Annotated in this window: 17 protein-coding genes and 1 tRNA gene; 15 read left to right on the forward strand and 3 right to left on the reverse strand. The window is 63.3% G+C overall.

What is annotated here, in order from left to right; genetic code table 11:
• Positions 1-167: 167 nt before the first annotated feature.
• The 9 genes from ABHM97_RS18280 (at position 168) to ABHM97_RS18320 (ending at position 8,348) form a co-directional block, all read left to right on the forward strand.
• The gene (locus ABHM97_RS18280; protein WP_235520400.1) at positions 168-1,067 is read left to right on the forward strand and encodes a ParA family protein; all 900 of its coding nucleotides are present in this window, start codon (positions 168-170) and stop codon (positions 1,065-1,067) included.
• A gap of 27 nt (positions 1,068-1,094) precedes the next feature.
• Positions 1,095-2,012: a segregation and condensation protein A gene (locus ABHM97_RS18285; RefSeq protein ID WP_349471769.1), complete on the forward strand. Its 918-nt coding sequence runs from the start codon at positions 1,095-1,097 to the stop codon at positions 2,010-2,012.
• The gene (gene scpB, locus ABHM97_RS18290) at positions 2,005-2,661 is read left to right on the forward strand and encodes an SMC-Scp complex subunit ScpB (RefSeq protein WP_235520402.1); all 657 of its coding nucleotides are present in this window, start codon (positions 2,005-2,007) and stop codon (positions 2,659-2,661) included. Before ABHM97_RS18285 ends, scpB begins: the two co-directional genes overlap by 8 nt.
• A 149-nt stretch (positions 2,662-2,810) precedes the next feature.
• Positions 2,811-4,022, forward strand: a complete 1,212-nt coding sequence (locus ABHM97_RS18295) for a pseudouridine synthase (protein WP_235520403.1) — start codon at positions 2,811-2,813, stop codon at positions 4,020-4,022.
• A gap of 3 nt (positions 4,023-4,025) precedes the next feature.
• Positions 4,026-5,132 (forward strand): prephenate dehydrogenase, encoded by a 1,107-nt coding sequence (locus ABHM97_RS18300; RefSeq protein ID WP_349471770.1) that lies wholly within the window; start codon positions 4,026-4,028, stop codon positions 5,130-5,132.
• Complete coding sequence (gene cmk / locus ABHM97_RS18305) at positions 5,132-5,845, forward strand: (d)CMP kinase (RefSeq protein ID WP_211711350.1); 714 nt, start codon at positions 5,132-5,134, stop codon at positions 5,843-5,845. Before ABHM97_RS18300 ends, cmk begins: the two co-directional genes overlap by 1 nt.
• On the forward strand, positions 5,835-6,569 hold the full coding sequence (locus ABHM97_RS18310) for a lysophospholipid acyltransferase family protein (protein ID WP_349471771.1): 735 nt from the start codon (positions 5,835-5,837) through the stop codon (positions 6,567-6,569). Before cmk ends, ABHM97_RS18310 begins: the two co-directional genes overlap by 11 nt.
• 10 nt (positions 6,570-6,579) lie before the next feature.
• A complete protein-coding gene (der, locus tag ABHM97_RS18315; protein ID WP_235520406.1) occupies positions 6,580-8,130 on the forward strand; it encodes a ribosome biogenesis GTPase Der in 1,551 nt (516 codons plus the stop codon).
• 141 nt (positions 8,131-8,271) lie between these two features.
• Positions 8,272-8,348 (forward strand) — tRNA-Pro (locus ABHM97_RS18320).
• 128 nt (positions 8,349-8,476) lie between these two features.
• Here the strand turns inward: ABHM97_RS18320 and ABHM97_RS18325 are convergent.
• A complete protein-coding gene (locus ABHM97_RS18325; RefSeq protein WP_349471772.1) occupies positions 8,477-8,923 on the reverse strand; it encodes a MarR family winged helix-turn-helix transcriptional regulator in 447 nt (148 codons plus the stop codon).
• Between the two features lie 173 nt (positions 8,924-9,096).
• On the opposite strand from ABHM97_RS18325, the gene ABHM97_RS18330 reads away from it, so the two are divergent.
• A complete protein-coding gene (locus tag ABHM97_RS18330; protein WP_349471773.1) occupies positions 9,097-10,305 on the forward strand; it encodes an MFS transporter in 1,209 nt (402 codons plus the stop codon).
• A 78-nt stretch (positions 10,306-10,383) separates the two neighbouring features.
• Here the strand turns inward: ABHM97_RS18330 and ABHM97_RS18335 are convergent, their stop codons facing one another.
• The gene (locus ABHM97_RS18335; protein WP_235520409.1) at positions 10,384-10,542 is read right to left on the reverse strand and encodes a hypothetical protein; all 159 of its coding nucleotides are present in this window, start codon (positions 10,540-10,542) and stop codon (positions 10,384-10,386) included.
• 117 nt (positions 10,543-10,659) lie between these two features.
• Between ABHM97_RS18335 and gcvH the strand changes: the two genes are divergently transcribed.
• From gcvH to ABHM97_RS18360, 5 genes are all read left to right on the forward strand, one after another.
• Entirely contained in the window at positions 10,660-11,046 is a 387-nt protein-coding gene (gene gcvH, locus ABHM97_RS18340; protein WP_211711344.1) for a glycine cleavage system protein GcvH, read from the forward strand.
• A 133-nt stretch (positions 11,047-11,179) separates the two neighbouring features.
• A complete protein-coding gene (locus ABHM97_RS18345) occupies positions 11,180-11,656 on the forward strand; it encodes an FHA domain-containing protein (protein ID WP_235520410.1) in 477 nt (158 codons plus the stop codon).
• A 20-nt stretch (positions 11,657-11,676) separates the two neighbouring features.
• Positions 11,677-12,393 (forward strand): transcriptional regulator FtsR, encoded by a 717-nt coding sequence (gene ftsR, locus ABHM97_RS18350; protein ID WP_349471819.1) that lies wholly within the window; start codon positions 11,677-11,679, stop codon positions 12,391-12,393.
• Positions 12,393-12,896, forward strand: coding sequence for a bifunctional nuclease family protein (locus ABHM97_RS18355; protein WP_231339091.1), 504 nt, complete (start codon positions 12,393-12,395; stop codon positions 12,894-12,896). Before ftsR ends, ABHM97_RS18355 begins: the two co-directional genes overlap by 1 nt.
• A 236-nt stretch (positions 12,897-13,132) precedes the next feature.
• Positions 13,133-13,726, forward strand: coding sequence for a MerR family transcriptional regulator (locus ABHM97_RS18360; protein ID WP_211711341.1), 594 nt, complete (start codon positions 13,133-13,135; stop codon positions 13,724-13,726).
• Positions 13,727-13,815: 89 nt separating this feature from the next.
• Here ABHM97_RS18360 and ABHM97_RS18365 read toward each other — a convergent pair whose 3' ends face one another.
• Positions 13,816-14,625: a ParA family protein gene (locus ABHM97_RS18365; RefSeq protein WP_235520411.1), complete on the reverse strand. Its 810-nt coding sequence runs from the start codon at positions 14,623-14,625 to the stop codon at positions 13,816-13,818.
• Positions 14,626-14,927: the final 302 nt, after the last annotated feature.

A 14,927-nucleotide genomic window follows, 5' to 3' on the forward strand; every position in this document is an offset into this window, starting at 1 on the left:
TCGTGAACCGGAACCTTCGACTTCAACTAGAGGGTCAAGGCTCAATACGCGGCCAATGTCAAGTTCCCCGGAATACCGTGTCGGGGCCTGTAGCCTAGGTGGGTAGTAGCGCTGTAGCCGGGGGCGCAGCAGCAGGGAAGATCGTCGTCGAAAGAGTGGTTGGATACGTGAGCATCGAACGGGGTTCCGCAACGCTGGAAGGTACCGGGCTCGATCTGGAAGACGCCGTCATGGGGCCCACCGGGCGCCCTTATCGGGAATTTCCGGAACCCGCTCCGTTGGCCTCCCACGGCCCGGCGAGAGTCATCGCCATGGTCAACCAAAAGGGTGGCGTCGGCAAAACCACGTCCACCATCAATCTCGCGGCTGCGCTCGCAGAGTACGGCCGGCGTGTCCTTTTGGTGGACTTCGACCCCCAGGGAGCCCTGTCCGCTGGGCTGGGTGCGAATCCGCACGAGCTCGACCTCACCGTCTATAACGTCCTCATGGACCGCAAGGTCAGTATCCGTGACGCCATCCAGCAGACCGGAGTGGAAGGCGTGGACCTCCTGCCTGCCAACATCGACCTCTCCGCGGCCGAAGTCCAGTTGGTGAACGAAGTAGCGCGCGAGCAGGTCCTGGACCGCGCACTGAAGAGCGTCGAAGACGAGTACGACGTCGTCCTGATCGACTGCCAGCCTTCGCTGGGCCTCCTGACCGTCAATGCGCTGACGGCAGCACACGGCGTCATCATCCCGTTGATCTGCGAGTTCTTCGCCCTGCGCGCGGTAGCACTCCTGGTGGAGACCATCGAAAAGGTGCAGGACCGCCTCAACCCGCGCCTGCAGGTGGACGGTGTCCTGGCAACCATGTACGACGCCCGCACGCTGCACAGCCGCGAAGTGATCTCCCGCCTGGTTGAAGCCTTCGGCGACAAAGTCTTCGAAACCGTCATCAAACGCTCCATCAAGTTCGCCGATGCCACCGTAGCGGCCGAGCCGATCACCAGCTACGCCGGTAACCACATTGGCGCAGACGCATACCGCCGCCTCGCCAAGGAACTGATTTCGCGCGGCGGCGCGCCGTAGCCGACGGTGGTACCGTCGCTCGCCCCGATGACTGACACTCCCACGGCCGCGCCACCGGCCGTAGGGGAGACCGCGTCCGACGCCGGCACCTCCGAGGCCCGTAAGCCGGGCTTCGAGGTTCGGCTGGCCAACTTCACTGGGCCCTTCGACCTCCTTCTGGGCCTGATATCCAAGCACAAGCTCGATATCACCGAAGTCGCGTTGGCCACCGTCACCGATGAGTTCATCAAGTACATCCGCCGCCTGCAGGAACTGGGCGAGGACTGGGCGTTGGACGAAGCCAGCGAGTTCCTGGTCATCGCCGCAACGTTGCTGGACCTGAAAGCGGCGCGCCTCCTTCCCGCCGGCGAGGTGGAAGACGCGGAAGACATTGCACTCCTCGAGGCCCGGGACCTTTTGTTCGCCCGGCTCCTGCAATACAAGGCCTTCAAGGAAATCGCCGGGATACTGGGCGGGACCCTGGAAGAGGAGGCACTCCGCTACCCGCGGCAGGTGGCCCTGGAAAGCCATTTCGCGGCATTGCTCCCGGAACTCGTGTGGCGGCACACGCCCGGACAGTTCGCGGAACTGGCGGCCAAGGCACTCAAGCCCAAGGACACGGTGGCCCCGGAAGTTGGCTTGGACCACCTTCATGCTCCGCCGGTCAGCGTGAAGGAGCAGGCGGAGATCATGGGATATCGCTTGAAGCTGGGCGCACCCCTGACCTTCAACGCGCTGATAGCCGATGCCGAGAGCACCCTTACAGTGGTGGCGCGCTTCCTGGCATTGCTGGAGATGTTCCGGGACCGGGTGGTTGCCTTCGAGCAGCCCGAGCCCCTTGCCGTGCTGACGGTGCGTTGGACCGGTGATGATGCCGCGTGGGACAGTTCCAGCCTGAGTGAGGAATACGGGCCAATGCCAGGCGCCGACGAATCCGGGAACGATGGAGACAGTAACAATGAGTGAGCAGGAAATGGAGCCGGACGGGCTGGCTGCGCTCGAAAGACTGCCAGGTGGAGCCCGTGCTGCGTTGGAAGCTGTCCTTATGGTCATCGACGAACCCGCCACCACCGAAGAACTGGCAGCAGGACTGAACGTGACGGTCGCCGTCGTCGAGGATTTGCTGCATGACCTGCAGCGGGAGTATAGCGGCTATACTGTTAAAGCCCCGGACGTGGATGCTGTCGGCTTTGCCGATGCCAGCACTGCACCCCGGGGTTTTGAATTGCGGAACGTCGCCGGAGGGTGGCGGATCTATTCGCGGTCGGATTTTGCCGACATCGTGGGCAGGTTCGTCCTTGAAGGGCAGACCACCAGGCTGACTCAGGCTGCGCTTGAGACCCTGGCGGTTATTGCTTACCGGCAACCGGTCTCCAGGGCCCGGGTGTCCGCGATTCGAGGCGTCAACGTTGATTCCGTTGTCCGGACTCTTACCCAGCGTGGTTTGATCGAGGACTCCGGAAACGATCCCGAATCCGGGGCGGTCCTGTACAGGACAACCTCGTACTTCCTCGAACGCATGGGTATCGGCTCGGTGGCGGAACTGCCCCAGCTCTCGCCCCACCTTCCTGGTTTGGAAGGGATCGACGAGTATTACGACGCCACCCGGATGTAGCCAACGGCCACAGACGGCGGCACCAGAACTTAATACGGATACAAGCACCGCAAGAAGGTGCACAGCAACAAGGGGCAGACGATGTCTGTCCGGCTGGCTAGTGTTGATTGCAGCACGGAAAGCCGGCCATTACTACACAAGGACGGGTCATGACACAGGCGGGACGCCAGAGTTCACCACGTAACGGTTCGGGACGCAACAGCTCCGGACGCAATGAGGCCAAGGGCGGCGCAGGCCGCTCCAACGCCGGCGGCTTTTCGGGCCGCGGCGGCAGCGCCGGCGCTGGGAAGCGCAACTTCACCCAGGGCGAGGGTCGCCCTTTCAAGGCTTCGAAGCCGCGCGAAGCGGCTCCCTTCGATCCCGACAACCCCACATCGGCCGGCGACTACGACCGTGGCCAGGCTGCCCGGCCTGCCAAGCCTTTCCGTAAGCCCGGCTCCAACAAGCCCGGCTTTGGCAAGGCACCCGGTACTCCGGGTGCGTTGAAGCCCAAACCGAAGCAGGCCAAGCAGTTCGGCTCCAAAGCGTTCGGCAGCGAACGATTCGGCCAGAACCTGGGTCCCATCCGTAAGCCGGGACGCAACCGCGGCCCGCGCCAGGAAGTCCCGCAGTCTGACCTCCACGACGCAGACGGCGTACGCCTGCAGAAGGTCATGGCGCAGGCCGGCGTGGCCTCCCGCCGCGTGTGCGAGGAAATGATCCTCGAAGGTCGCGTCGAGGTTGACGGTGTAGTGACCACCGAGCTTGGCATGCGCGTGGATCCCACGGCTGCCGTGATCCACGTTGACGGCATCCGGATCCAGCTCGACGAAACACTCGTCTACATGGTGTTCAACAAGCCCAAGGGCGTCGTTTCCACCATGGAAGACCCGGAGGGTCGTCCCTGCATCAGCGACTTCCTCAAGAACAACAAGAACAAGGGCGAACGCCTGTTCCATGTGGGCCGCTTGGACGTCGCCACCGAGGGACTGCTGCTGTTGACGAACGACGGCGAACTCGCCAACCGCCTCACGCACCCTTCCTACGAGGTACCCAAGACGTACCTCGTCCAGGTCCGCGGGCCGTTCCCGCAGGGTGTCGGCGCGAAGCTGAAGAGCGGCGTCGAGCTTGAAGACGGTGTCGCCGCAGTGGATTCCTTCCGGCTGGTCGATTCCACTCCCGGCCACGTCCTGATCGAGGTTGTCCTCCACTCCGGCAAGAACCGTATTGTGCGCCGCATGTTCGACGCCGTCGGCTTCCCGGTGGAGCGGCTGGTCCGCGTCAAGGTTGGCCCCATCGGTTTGGGCGACCAGCGACAGGGCAGCATCCGCAACCTTGGCAGGCAGGAAGTCGGACACCTCCTGGCATCCGTAGGGCTCTAGGGCATGTCGGCATTCGGTACGCACGGCCGGGGCCATCTCGATGGCCCGGTCGTCGTTCTCGGTACAGGCCTGCTTGGGGCCAGCATAGGCCTGGGCCTGCGCGGGCGCGGGGTTCCCGTGTTCCTTTTTGATCCGTCACCGACCAACCAGGCGGTCGCCGTGGATATCGGCGCGGGCCGCCCGTTGGCGGAGCTGGACCAGCAGCCTCAGCTTGTCGTGGTTGCCGCACCGCCTGACGTCACGGCCGATGTGGTGGAGAAGGCGCTGGTGGACTACCCGTCCGCCGTCGTCGTCGATATCGCCAGCGTTAAAGCCGGCATCCAGGGTGAACTCCGGGAGCGGAGCGTCGATCTCACCCGGTACGTGGGTACCCATCCCATGGCCGGCCGTGAAAAGTCCGGTCCAGTCGCAGCGCGCGGTGAGCTTTTTACGTCCATGCCGTGGGTTGTTTGCCCCACGGAGGAGACCGGAAGCGCGGCCCTGCAGGTAGCCCGTTCGCTGGCGGGGGACCTCGGTGCGACTGTTTCGCAGTTCACCGCGGACGAGCACGATGAAGCCGTTGCCCTGGTGTCGCATTTGCCGCAGATCATGTCATCCCTGCTCGCCAGCCGTCTGCAGGGGACGCCGCTCCATGCGCTGTCCCTGGCCGGCAACGGGCTCAGGGACACCACCCGCATCGCAGCCAGCGATCCCACCCTGTGGGTGCAGATCCTGGGTGGCAACGCGGAGAAAGTGGTGTCGATCCTGCATGGTGTCCGCGAGGACCTGAACCGCCTGATCGGAACCCTGGAAGAGCCGCTGGCGCCCGGTGCCCGCCTCGACCTGGCGCAACTCATCAGCGAGGGCAACGCGGGGCAGGCTCGGATTCCGGGCAAGCACGGCGGGCCCCCGCAGGCATACTCCTGGCTCACCATCCTGGTGGACGACAAGCCGGGCCAGATCGCGCACCTCCTCACGGAGATTGGGGAAATCGGTGTCAACGTCGAAGACCTCCGGCTGGACCATTCGTCGGGCCAAAACGTGGGCATGGTGGAGCTCTCCGTGCTTCCCAGCAAACACGATCTCCTTGTTGAAGCTCTGACTGACCGTGGATGGCGGGTACTCCAGTAATGACACGAGAATTCTTTGGCCCGGAAACGGTCGCCCGCCCCGGTAAGCCTTTGGTGATAGCCATCGATGGCCCGTCAGGTTCGGGGAAGTCCAGCGTCAGCAAAGAGGTGGCCCGGCGTTTGAAGCTGGCGTACCTCGACACCGGCGCCATGTACCGCGCCTTGACGTGGTACTGCCTCAAGACCGGTGTGGACCTTCACGACGGCGCAGCGGTGGAGGACGCCTCCAAGAAGATTCCGTTGGAAATCAGCACGTCCACAGCCACGGAGTATGTAGCCGTGGACGGAACGGACATCACGGAAGAGATCCGGGACCCCCTGATTTCTTCTTCCGTGAGTGCGGTCGCCACCACCCTTGGTGCGCGCACGGAACTCATTCGCCGGCAGCGGGAGCTCATCGGACAGCACCACCACCGCATGGTGGTGGAGGGGCGCGACATCACCACCGTCGTGGTACCCAATGCCGAGGTCCGCATGCTGCTGACAGCCAGCGAGGAAGCCAGGCTCCGGCGTCGTGGGATCCAGTTGGGCGGTACGCAAAGCAAGGAACAACTTGCCGCCCAGGTCATCCAGCGGGATGCCAAGGACTCCACGGTAGTGAACTTCACGCAGGCAGCCGACGGCGTAGTGACACTTGATTCTTCGGACCTGGACTTCGAGGAGACGGTGGATACCGCCTTGGCTATCGTCAGCAAGGTCATCTATGGCGACTAAGAACCAGCTCCCCGCGCAATGGAGCCGGCTGTGGAGCCGACCCATCGGATGGATCATTGACCATGTTGTCTACCGGACAGTAGTCACAGGCAAAAGCAACGTGCCCGCGGCAGGCCCGGTGGTTTTCGCCGCCAACCACATCAGCTTCCTCGATGGCCCGGTCATGTTCGGTGCTTCGCCCCGTCCCATGCACATTCTGGTCAAGAAGGAGATGTTCACGGGTATCCTCGGCAAGGTCCTCAGGGGCTCCGGGCAGATCCCCGTGGACCGTTCCGGCGACCGCGCGGCCCTGCATTCGGGCAAGAAACTGCTCGACGCCGGTCACTGCGTCGGTATTCTCCCGGAAGGAAGCCGGGGGAGCGGATCCGCGGAAAGCATCAGCAGCGGAGTTGCCTGGCTGGCACTGAACTCCGCCGCGACAGTCATTCCGGTCGCCATTCTTGGAACCCGCCAGGGCGATGAGCATCGGGACCATATCCCCAAACCACGCCGGAAGCTCTATGTCAGCTTCGGCGAACCAGTCACGGTGAAGCGCCGGAAGGGCGAACCCGGGCGTGTTTCAATGGACAGGGCGGCTGCGGACATCCGCGAGGCCCTGGCTGAACACGTCCAGGACGCCATCCGGGCCACGGGCCAGGACCTCCCCAGCGAGCCTGCGCCCGAAGCGCCCACTTCGCAGCACCGCCAAACAGCAGTAGCCGGGACGCCGGCAGACCACCCCTAAGGAAAGTGCAATGAGCGATACGACTCAAAAATCCGGACTCCACGGAGCCGGCGACGACGAATACACGCCCACCGGCACCGACCAGGTGGCGGAGAACCTGGCTGCCCTGGATGACGAGGAGGCCGAACTCCGCGCCGCGTCGCTCCGGGCGGGCCTGGACGATTACGAGCTCGATGAAGAAGATGCGGCACTGCTCAGTGGCGAGTACGGCGACGAGGGCGACGAAGGCCCCCTGAAGCTGGACCCCGTCCTTGCTATCATCGGTCGACCGAACGTGGGGAAGTCCACCCTGGTCAACCGCATCCTGGGCCGCCGTGAAGCCGTCGTGGAAGACACCCCCGGTGTGACCCGCGACCGCGTGATGTACTCGGCCCACTGGAACGGCCGCAACTTCACCCTCGTGGACACCGGTGGATGGGAGCACGACGCCAAGGGCATCCACGCCCGGGTCGCCGAGCAGGCCGAGATGGCTGTGGAACTCGCCGACGCCGTGCTCTTCGTGGTGGACTCCGCCGTGGGCGCGACCGCCACGGACGAGGGCGTCATGAAGATGCTCCGCAAGAGCAAGAAGCCGGTCATCATGGTGGCCAACAAGGTTGACGACTTCGCCCAGGAAGCCGATACGGCTACCCTGTGGGGCCTTGGCTTTGGCGAGCCGTACCCCGTTTCCGCGCTCCACGGCCGTGGTGTCGCCGACCTCCTTGACCACGTCATGGACACGCTGCCCGAATATTCCCTGGTTGAAGGCGTGGACCGCACGGGCGGACCTCGTCGTATCGCACTGATCGGCCGCCCGAACGTGGGCAAGTCCTCGCTCCTGAACAAGCTTGCGGGCTCCGAGCGCGTAGTGGTTGACACCTTGGCCGGTACTACGCGTGACCCGGTTGACGAGTTCATCGAACTCGGCGACCGCACCTGGCGCTTCGTGGATACTGCCGGTATCCGCCGTCGCCAGCACATGGCGCAGGGTGCTGACTTCTACGCCTCCTTGCGTACGCAGGCTGCGCTCGAAAAGGCGGAGGTCGCCGTCGTGCTTCTTGCCGTCGACGAAGTCCTCAGTGAACAGGATGTCCGCATACTCCAGTTGGCTATCGAGTCCGGCCGTGCGCTGGTTCTCGCGTTCAACAAGTGGGACCTGCTGGATGACGAACGCCGCCGGTACCTTGAGCGCGAAATCGAGCAGGACCTGGCACACGTCGAGTGGGCGCCGCGCGTCAACATCTCAGCCAAGACCGGCTGGCACAAGGACCGCCTGGTCCCTGCCCTGGACACGGCCTTGGAGAGCTGGGACCGCCGCATTCCCACGGGACGCCTGAACGCGTTCCTGGGCGAGCTGGTCGCTGCGCATCCGCACCCCGTCCGTGGTGGCAAGCAGCCGCGCATCCTCTTCGGCACCCAGGCATCCAGCCGCCCGCCGAAGTTCGTACTGTTCACCACCGGCTTCCTGGACCCGGGATACCGCCGTTTCATTACCCGCCGCCTCCGCGAAACGTTCGGTTTCGAGGGCACGCCCATCGAAGTCAACATGCGCGTCCGCGAGAAGCGTGGCAAGAAGCGCTGAGTGAGACGGGCATCACAGCCGAGTTTGGCTGAGATGGCGTTGGCACCCTCCAACTTCGTGTAAGCTTTTGGAGGTGGTTCGGCCGGACTGCTTAGGTGGGACTCTTCGGAGGAAAACTTAGGCGGAGAACGGTGGAACCAGCGGGCTGTAGCGCAGCTTGGTAGCGCACTTGACTGGGGGTCAAGGGGTCGCAGGTTCAAATCCTGTCAGCCCGACCATAAAGGCCGGAATCACGCGGAAACGCGTTGATTCCGGCCTTTGGTCGTTAACAAGCCAAGTTCACCCGGGCTTGTCCGCTAATCCCTGTGTTCAACGCCCGGGGGAAACATACAAGACCGGGACCTGGCTAGGCCTTCTGCAGCGCGCCGAGCGCCCGGACGAGGGGTTCAAGCTCCGGCATGGCCTCGGCGGCATCCAATGCAGCTGCCAAGGTGTCGTCATGGACCGGCTTGGCTGCCTCGAGAAGCTTCTGCCCGGCCCCTGTCAGTTCGGTGTAGATGCCCCGGCGGTCGTCTGCGCACAGAATGCGGGTGAGGAGTCCGCGATCTTCAAGCCGATTGACCAGGCGGGTAGTGGCGCTGCTGGACAGGGCCGTGGCGCGGGCCAGTTGCTGCATCCGCATGTGCCAGCCGTCCTGGCGGCTCAAGGCGTCCAGGACCGTGTATTCGACGACGGACAACTCGCTAGCAGCCTGGAGTGCCTTCTCCAGTTCCGCTTCGATGCTTCCATGCAGGGCCGCAAGGGTCCGCCAGCCCTGTGCCCGAACCTCGACGGCGTCATCCTTGATGCCCATGTTTGCTGTGCTCCTCCGTTGTTTAGCCGGCCTCCGACAGACTCACCCAAATGTAGTTGCTTGCGCAAGTATCTAGCGTGTGCAACTATATATAGAGCGTCTGCAACTATTATTCTACGGTTCCCGGCGGCGCACTTCCACTTCCCGGGAGCCACCCAGATAAGGAGCTTTACATGCCTGCAGGGTTGATTGCCCTCGCCCTAGGCGGATTCGGCATCGGATTAACCGAATTCGTGATCATGGGCCTCCTGCCGGAGGTTGCTGCCGACTTCCACGTCAGCGAGGCATCTGCCGGATGGTTCATTTCCGGCTACGCCCTGAGCGTCACCGTCGGTGCCCTGCTGGTGACGGCTGCGGTAACCCGCCTGCCACGCAAACCCGTCCTTATGGGGTTGCTGGTCCTCTTCATCGCGGGCAATTTCCTGTCGGCCATCGCTGACAGCTACACGGCCATGGTGATTGGACGCATCATCGCCGCGCTATGCCACGGAGCCTTCTTCGGTATCGGGTCAGTAGTGGCCGCAAGTCTGGTCGCGCCCCACAAGAAGGCCGGAGCCATCGCCATCATGTTCACCGGCCTCACCGCCGCCAATGTGCTGGGCGTGCCCTTTGGAACCCTCCTGGGCCAGAACTTCGGCTGGCGCTCCACGTTTTGGGCGATCACTGCGATTGGCGTCATCGCCCTCCTCGGCATCGCGCTCATGGTCCCCAAGGCCAGCACGGAACCCACCAAGGGCCTTCGCAGCGAACTGGGTGCCTTCAAGTCCGGTCAAGTCTGGCTCTCCATCCTGGTCACCATCCTGGGCTTCGGCGGAATGTTCGGCGCTTTCACCTACATTGCTTTCACCCTGACCGAAGTCTCCGGTTTCGAGTCCAGTGCGGTGCCGTGGCTCCTGGTGCTGTTCGGAGCCGGACTCTTTGTGGGGAACTTCCTGGGCGGCAAGGCAGCTGACAAAGCCTTGGATAAGACGCTCATCGTAATTCTTGCGGGGCTGGTCCTCGTACTGGTGTTCTTCGCCCTCACTGCGTCCAACAGCATAGCCACCCTGGTATCCCTGGCGTTGATGGGCGGGTTTGGGTTCGCGACAGTTCCGGGCCTGCAGATGCGGGTCATGCACTTCGCCTCCACAGCGCCCACGTTGGCGTCCGGTGCGAACATCGGTGCCTTCAACCTGGGCAATGCGCTGGGGGCCTGGCTTGGTGGGGTCACCATCACAGCCGGTCTCGGCTACACCTCTCCCATCTGGGCCGGCGCGGGCATCACTGTCGCAGCACTTGTGGTCATGGTCATTGCTGCAGCCACAGCCAGGCGCGGGGGAGTCCCGGCACCTGCTGCAGCGTCCGACGTCGAGCGCGAACCACGCCGGGCGACTGTCGCCTGAGGCTCAGCCACCCGGCAAAAAGTAAACCCGCCACGGACTATTCCGTGGCGGGTTTTGACAGAAGGTGAAGACGAAGCTCTAAAACATCCCGGCCGGGACGCTCGCTCCAAGACTCTGCCGCACTGCGCCGAGGATAAAGCAGGCGCCCGTGGCGACAAGCAGTGCCACCAGTACCAGAATGGCTTTGACCCCCGCATTGCCCTTTTTCCGAGCTGGTACTTGTGCTTGTTCAGTCATGGGTCAATCATGGCAGAGACCCCCTTGGGTGCAGGGGAAATGTGCCTATACTTTCAGCGGTGGCCAGCATTGCGGGCCGCCGTCGAGATTCGTCAATATCCCGATGAAAGGCCACCCGTGAGCAATATTCCAGCAGACCTGTCCTACACCGCGGAACACGAATGGGTATCCGCCCCGGACTCCGAAGGGGTGGTGCGGATTGGCATCACGGACTTCGCCCAGGACGCGCTGGGCGATGTCGTATACGCCCAGATGCCCGAACCGGGCACCAAAGTCACCGGAAACCAAGTGGTGGGGGAGGTCGAGTCGACCAAGAGTGTCAGTGACATCTACGCTCCGGTGACGGGAGAAGTCATCAACCGCAATGACGCCCTTGATACTGATCCTGCCCTCATCAACTCCGACCCTTACGGCGAAGGTTGGCTGATCGAAGTAAAACTGGCCGAGGCAGATGCCGTGGATTCCCTGCTCAGTGCATCGGAGTACGAACAACAGGTAGGCTAAAGTTATCTGGCCCGTCAGGCCGTTTCCCCTTGTGGGAGGGGGTACGGCGGGCCGGGAACCGATTTGCCCGGCGGTACCGGGATGCGGAAGTGCTGGCAGGTTTGGAAATGCCAGCGGATGAGGAGGAAATTCCATGGTTGGCGGCGAACAGAATCAAGCCAATGTCGGGAACGGCGCGGAGGAGCAGCCTACGTCGGAGACCACCTCGATCAGCATCACGCCAACGTGGGATGAGCCCAGCATCGCACCCCAGCTGGGTGCCGAGGAGCGGGCGTCGGTTGACGCCCTGCCGCCGAACTCGGCGTTGCTGATCGCGCACAGCGGCCCTAACGCCGGTGCCAGGTTCCTGCTCGATGCAGACACCACCACGGCTGGACGCCATCCCGATGCGGACATCTTCCTTGACGATGTCACCGTGTCCCGGAAGCATGTCCAGTTCCTCCGGACGGCTACCGGTTTTGAGCTGGTGGACATGGGCAGCCTCAACGGAACGTACGTCAACCACGACCGCGTGGACCGCGTGCAGCTCAAGAGCGGCAACGAGGTCCAGATCGGCAAGTTCCGGTTGACCTACTACCTGAGCCCTGTCCGCGCTGCAGGCCAAGTCTGACGGGGTATCTGCCTGTGGCTATTGCCCAGCCGGACCGCCGCGGACCGCAGGTCCTTAACATCGGGGAAGTCCTTGCTCAGCTGAGCGACGACTTTCCGGGGATGTCTGCGTCCAAGATCCGTTTCCTCGAGGAAAAGGGCCTTATTAACCCGAAGAGGACTCCTGCCGGCTACAGGCAGTACGCCGATCACGACGTGGAGCGGCTCCGTTTTGTGCTGGCCCTGCAGCGGGACCAGTACTTGCCGCTCAAAGTCATCAAGGACTACCTCGACTCCATCGACCGTGGAGAGCGCCCCGAAAACCTCCCGCCGGGCGTCACGGTTTCTCCCCGGGTGGTCTCCGCCGAGATGGCGGCAGACGTGCAGGGGCGTGCCCGCGCCCTGACGGAGGAACAATTGCGTGCCGAGTCCGGCGCCAGCGTGCCGTTGTTGGAGTCGCTCCTGAGTTTCGGACTGATCAGCCATAGCGGCGGGAGGTTCGATGAACACGCCCTTCAGGTCGCCAGGGCATGTGTCCAACTGGAGAGCCATGGACTGGAACCGCGTCACCTCCGTCCTTTCCAGGCTGCTGCGGAACGCGAATTTGGGTTGGTCGAACGGGCCGTCGCTCCGTTGACATCCCGCCGCGACGCGGCGTCCCAAGCGCGGGCAGCCGAGGCCGCCCGCGAGATCAGTGACCTCTGCCTGACTCTTCACAGGGCCTTGGTCCACGGACATATTTCCCGGATGGACGGCTGATGATCGAGGTCGAAATCGTCGGCGTCCGGATCGAACTGCCGTCCAACCAGCCGCTGGTCCTCCTGCGGGAACTCAATGGCGAGCGTCATGTTCCCATTTGGATAGGTACCCCTGAGGCCAGCGCCATTGCCCTTGCCCAGCAGGGCGTCGTCCCTCCACGGCCCATGACCCATGATCTCCTGGTGGACGTGGTGGAGTCGTTGGGACATTCGATTATCAGCGTCAACATTGTCGCTGTAGAGGACAACATCTTTTACGGACAACTGCAGTTCGACGACGGCACGGTAGTCAGTTCGCGCGCGTCGGATGCGTTGGCACTTGCCTTGCGGGCCAAATGCCGTATCTGGTGTGCCGATGCCGTGATGGAAGAAGCCGGCGTCCGCATTACCGAACACGACGAAGGCGAAGACTCGGAACCGGATCCAACGGTGGACGAAGAGCGTGAGATGCGCCGCTTCCGTGAGTTCCTCGATGACGTTGAGCCCGAGGATTTCGAGGGCTGACGGCACCCTAAGCCTAAAGTTGAGGGTGAAACTTTCGACACGATGTGAATTCGGGCCCAAGGTCTTTGATTTCGGACCTCCGCGGGCCTAACGTCGAAGGTATCAAGTTCCCGTTGCATCCGCTGCCCACGCAAGTCACACTGGAAGGTGCCGTCTTGTGGGAATTACAATGCTGCATTTCGGTGTTGTATGGGTGTGTGCACCGTCCCCAAGGGAACTGAGAACAAGGAGGTCACGTGAGTCCGAAAGGCGAAGCAGGCGAGCTGAAGCAGTCCTCTGCCAGCATTGCTGCGCCCGCATCCGGCGCCCAAGGTTTGCTCTTCACAGAGGACCTTCCTGTGCTGGACGAGGACGCGGGCTACCGCGGCCCCACCGCTTGTAAAGCCGCAGGCATCACGTACCGGCAACTCGACTACTGGGCGCGTACGGGCCTGGTTGAACCTGCAGTCCGCGGGGCCGCCGGCTCCGGTTCGCAGCGTTTGTATGGCTTCCGGGACATCCTGGTCCTCAAAGTGGTGAAGCGCCTGCTCGACACTGGAGTCTCACTTCAGCAGATCCGGACCGCGGTGGAGCACCTGCGGGAGCGCGGCGTCGAGGACCTCGCCCAAATCACCCTGATGAGCGATGGCGCCAGCGTGTATGAATGTACGTCCGCTGATGAAGTCATTGATCTGGTGCAGGGCGGACAGGGTGTGTTCGGTATCGCCGTGGGGCGCGTATGGCGGGAAGTTGAGGGAAGCCTGGCCGCTCTTCCGAGCGAGCACGCCGCCGAGCAGTCCTTTCCGGACGACGAATTGAGCAAGCGCCGGGTAGCGCGCCGTATCGGCTAGGAACCAACCACAAAGAATTCGCAGGACACAGAAAGGGCCTCTTCCCCACAGGGGAGAGGCCCTTTTTGTGTTGCGTAGGAGCGGGGAGGCTACCGCTGACGGCGGTCCCGCACGGCGGATTGGCCTTCCACGAGGTTTTGGAGCAGGGCGTCGAAGAGCTTGGCGGAATTCTTGGCCGAGTCGCCGGGCCAGTGGTGGACCGAATGCGCGGCACCCTGGATCTGCTGCCAGTTGGCCTGTTCGGGGATGTGGGGCGTCAAAAGCAGTTCCCCGAACATGGATTCCATCTCGGCCAAGCGGAACGTGTGCTCAGCCGATCCCGTGCGTACCCGGTTGGCAACGATGCCGGCGGGGGCCAGGTTGGGCGCGAACTCCTGGCGGAACAGCTGGATGGCGCGCATGGTGCGCTCGGTGCCGGCCACGGAGAACAGGCCCGGCTCAGCGACCAGGACCACGCGGTCACTGGCGCTCCAGGCCATGCGCGTCAGGCCATTGAGCGACGGAGGGCAATCCACAAGGACAAGTTCGTAGGCGGCAGTACCCGCCAGCACCGTGGACAGCCTGCGAAGATCGCGGCGCCCCAGGTCCGGGCGGTCATAGATTCCAGTGAAGGCCGAGCCGACGGCGACATCCAACGTGCCGTTGCTGGAGCCGTTGGAAACCCAGCTGCTGCTGGCAACGTTCTCCTGGATTTTGGCTTTGCGGGGGCTCTTCAGCATCCTGCCGATGTCCAGTTGCGAGCCCGGCTGCACGCCAAGGGCCGTCGTGGCGTCGGCGTGCGGGTCGAGGTCCACCACCAGGGTGGGGATGCCGGCTGCGAGGGCCGCGGACGCCAGGCCAGTGGTCACGGACGTCTTTCCGACGCCACCTTTGAGGCTGCTGATGCTGACTACTTGCACTTGAAAAACCAAAACCTAACGCCGGTTGCCGTATCGCGCTGATTCGGCTCCGGACGCACCGGAGCCGGGGTTTGCCGAACCCCCTCAACATCATATGGTGCATCGCCACGGATTCCCGCTTTCTACGCGCCAGGGCAGCCAACGGAACCTATCCCGATAGCACGGCGTCGGGTCGCGCGCACGCATATACAGCCCACATGACGATTCCTTTGTGATGGTTGCCACAAAGATTTGTGTTTGATGCTGGCGGCACTACACACTGTGACCACCGACCGATCCACCCGCAATGATGCAGGAGAAGT

The organism is Paenarthrobacter sp. CAP02, from assembly GCF_040137855.1.
GTDB lineage: Bacteria > Actinomycetota > Actinomycetes > Actinomycetales > Micrococcaceae > Arthrobacter.

Excerpts from the sequence above, each read along its gene's own strand:
- cmk (WP_211711350.1), top strand. The coding sequence starts at position 5,132 with ATGACACGAGAATTCTTTGGCCCGGAAACGGTCGCCCGCCCCGGTAAG.
- ABHM97_RS18285 (WP_349471769.1), top strand. The coding sequence starts at position 1,095 with ATGACTGACACTCCCACGGCCGCGCCACCGGCCGTAGGGGAGACCGCG.
- ABHM97_RS18345 (WP_235520410.1), top strand. The coding sequence starts at position 11,180 with ATGGTTGGCGGCGAACAGAATCAAGCCAATGTCGGGAACGGCGCGGAG.
- ABHM97_RS18325 (WP_349471772.1), bottom strand. The coding sequence starts at position 8,923 with ATGGGCATCAAGGATGACGCCGTCGAGGTTCGGGCACAGGGCTGGCGG.
- ABHM97_RS18310 (WP_349471771.1), top strand. The coding sequence starts at position 5,835 with ATGGCGACTAAGAACCAGCTCCCCGCGCAATGGAGCCGGCTGTGGAGC.
- ABHM97_RS18300 (WP_349471770.1), top strand. The coding sequence starts at position 4,026 with ATGTCGGCATTCGGTACGCACGGCCGGGGCCATCTCGATGGCCCGGTC.
- der (WP_235520406.1), top strand. The coding sequence starts at position 6,580 with ATGAGCGATACGACTCAAAAATCCGGACTCCACGGAGCCGGCGACGAC.
- scpB (WP_235520402.1), top strand. The coding sequence starts at position 2,005 with ATGAGTGAGCAGGAAATGGAGCCGGACGGGCTGGCTGCGCTCGAAAGA.
- ABHM97_RS18335 (WP_235520409.1), bottom strand. The coding sequence starts at position 10,542 with ATGACTGAACAAGCACAAGTACCAGCTCGGAAAAAGGGCAATGCGGGG.
- ABHM97_RS18295 (WP_235520403.1), top strand. The coding sequence starts at position 2,811 with ATGACACAGGCGGGACGCCAGAGTTCACCACGTAACGGTTCGGGACGC.
- ABHM97_RS18355 (WP_231339091.1), top strand. The coding sequence starts at position 12,393 with ATGATCGAGGTCGAAATCGTCGGCGTCCGGATCGAACTGCCGTCCAAC.
- ABHM97_RS18330 (WP_349471773.1), top strand. The coding sequence starts at position 9,097 with ATGCCTGCAGGGTTGATTGCCCTCGCCCTAGGCGGATTCGGCATCGGA.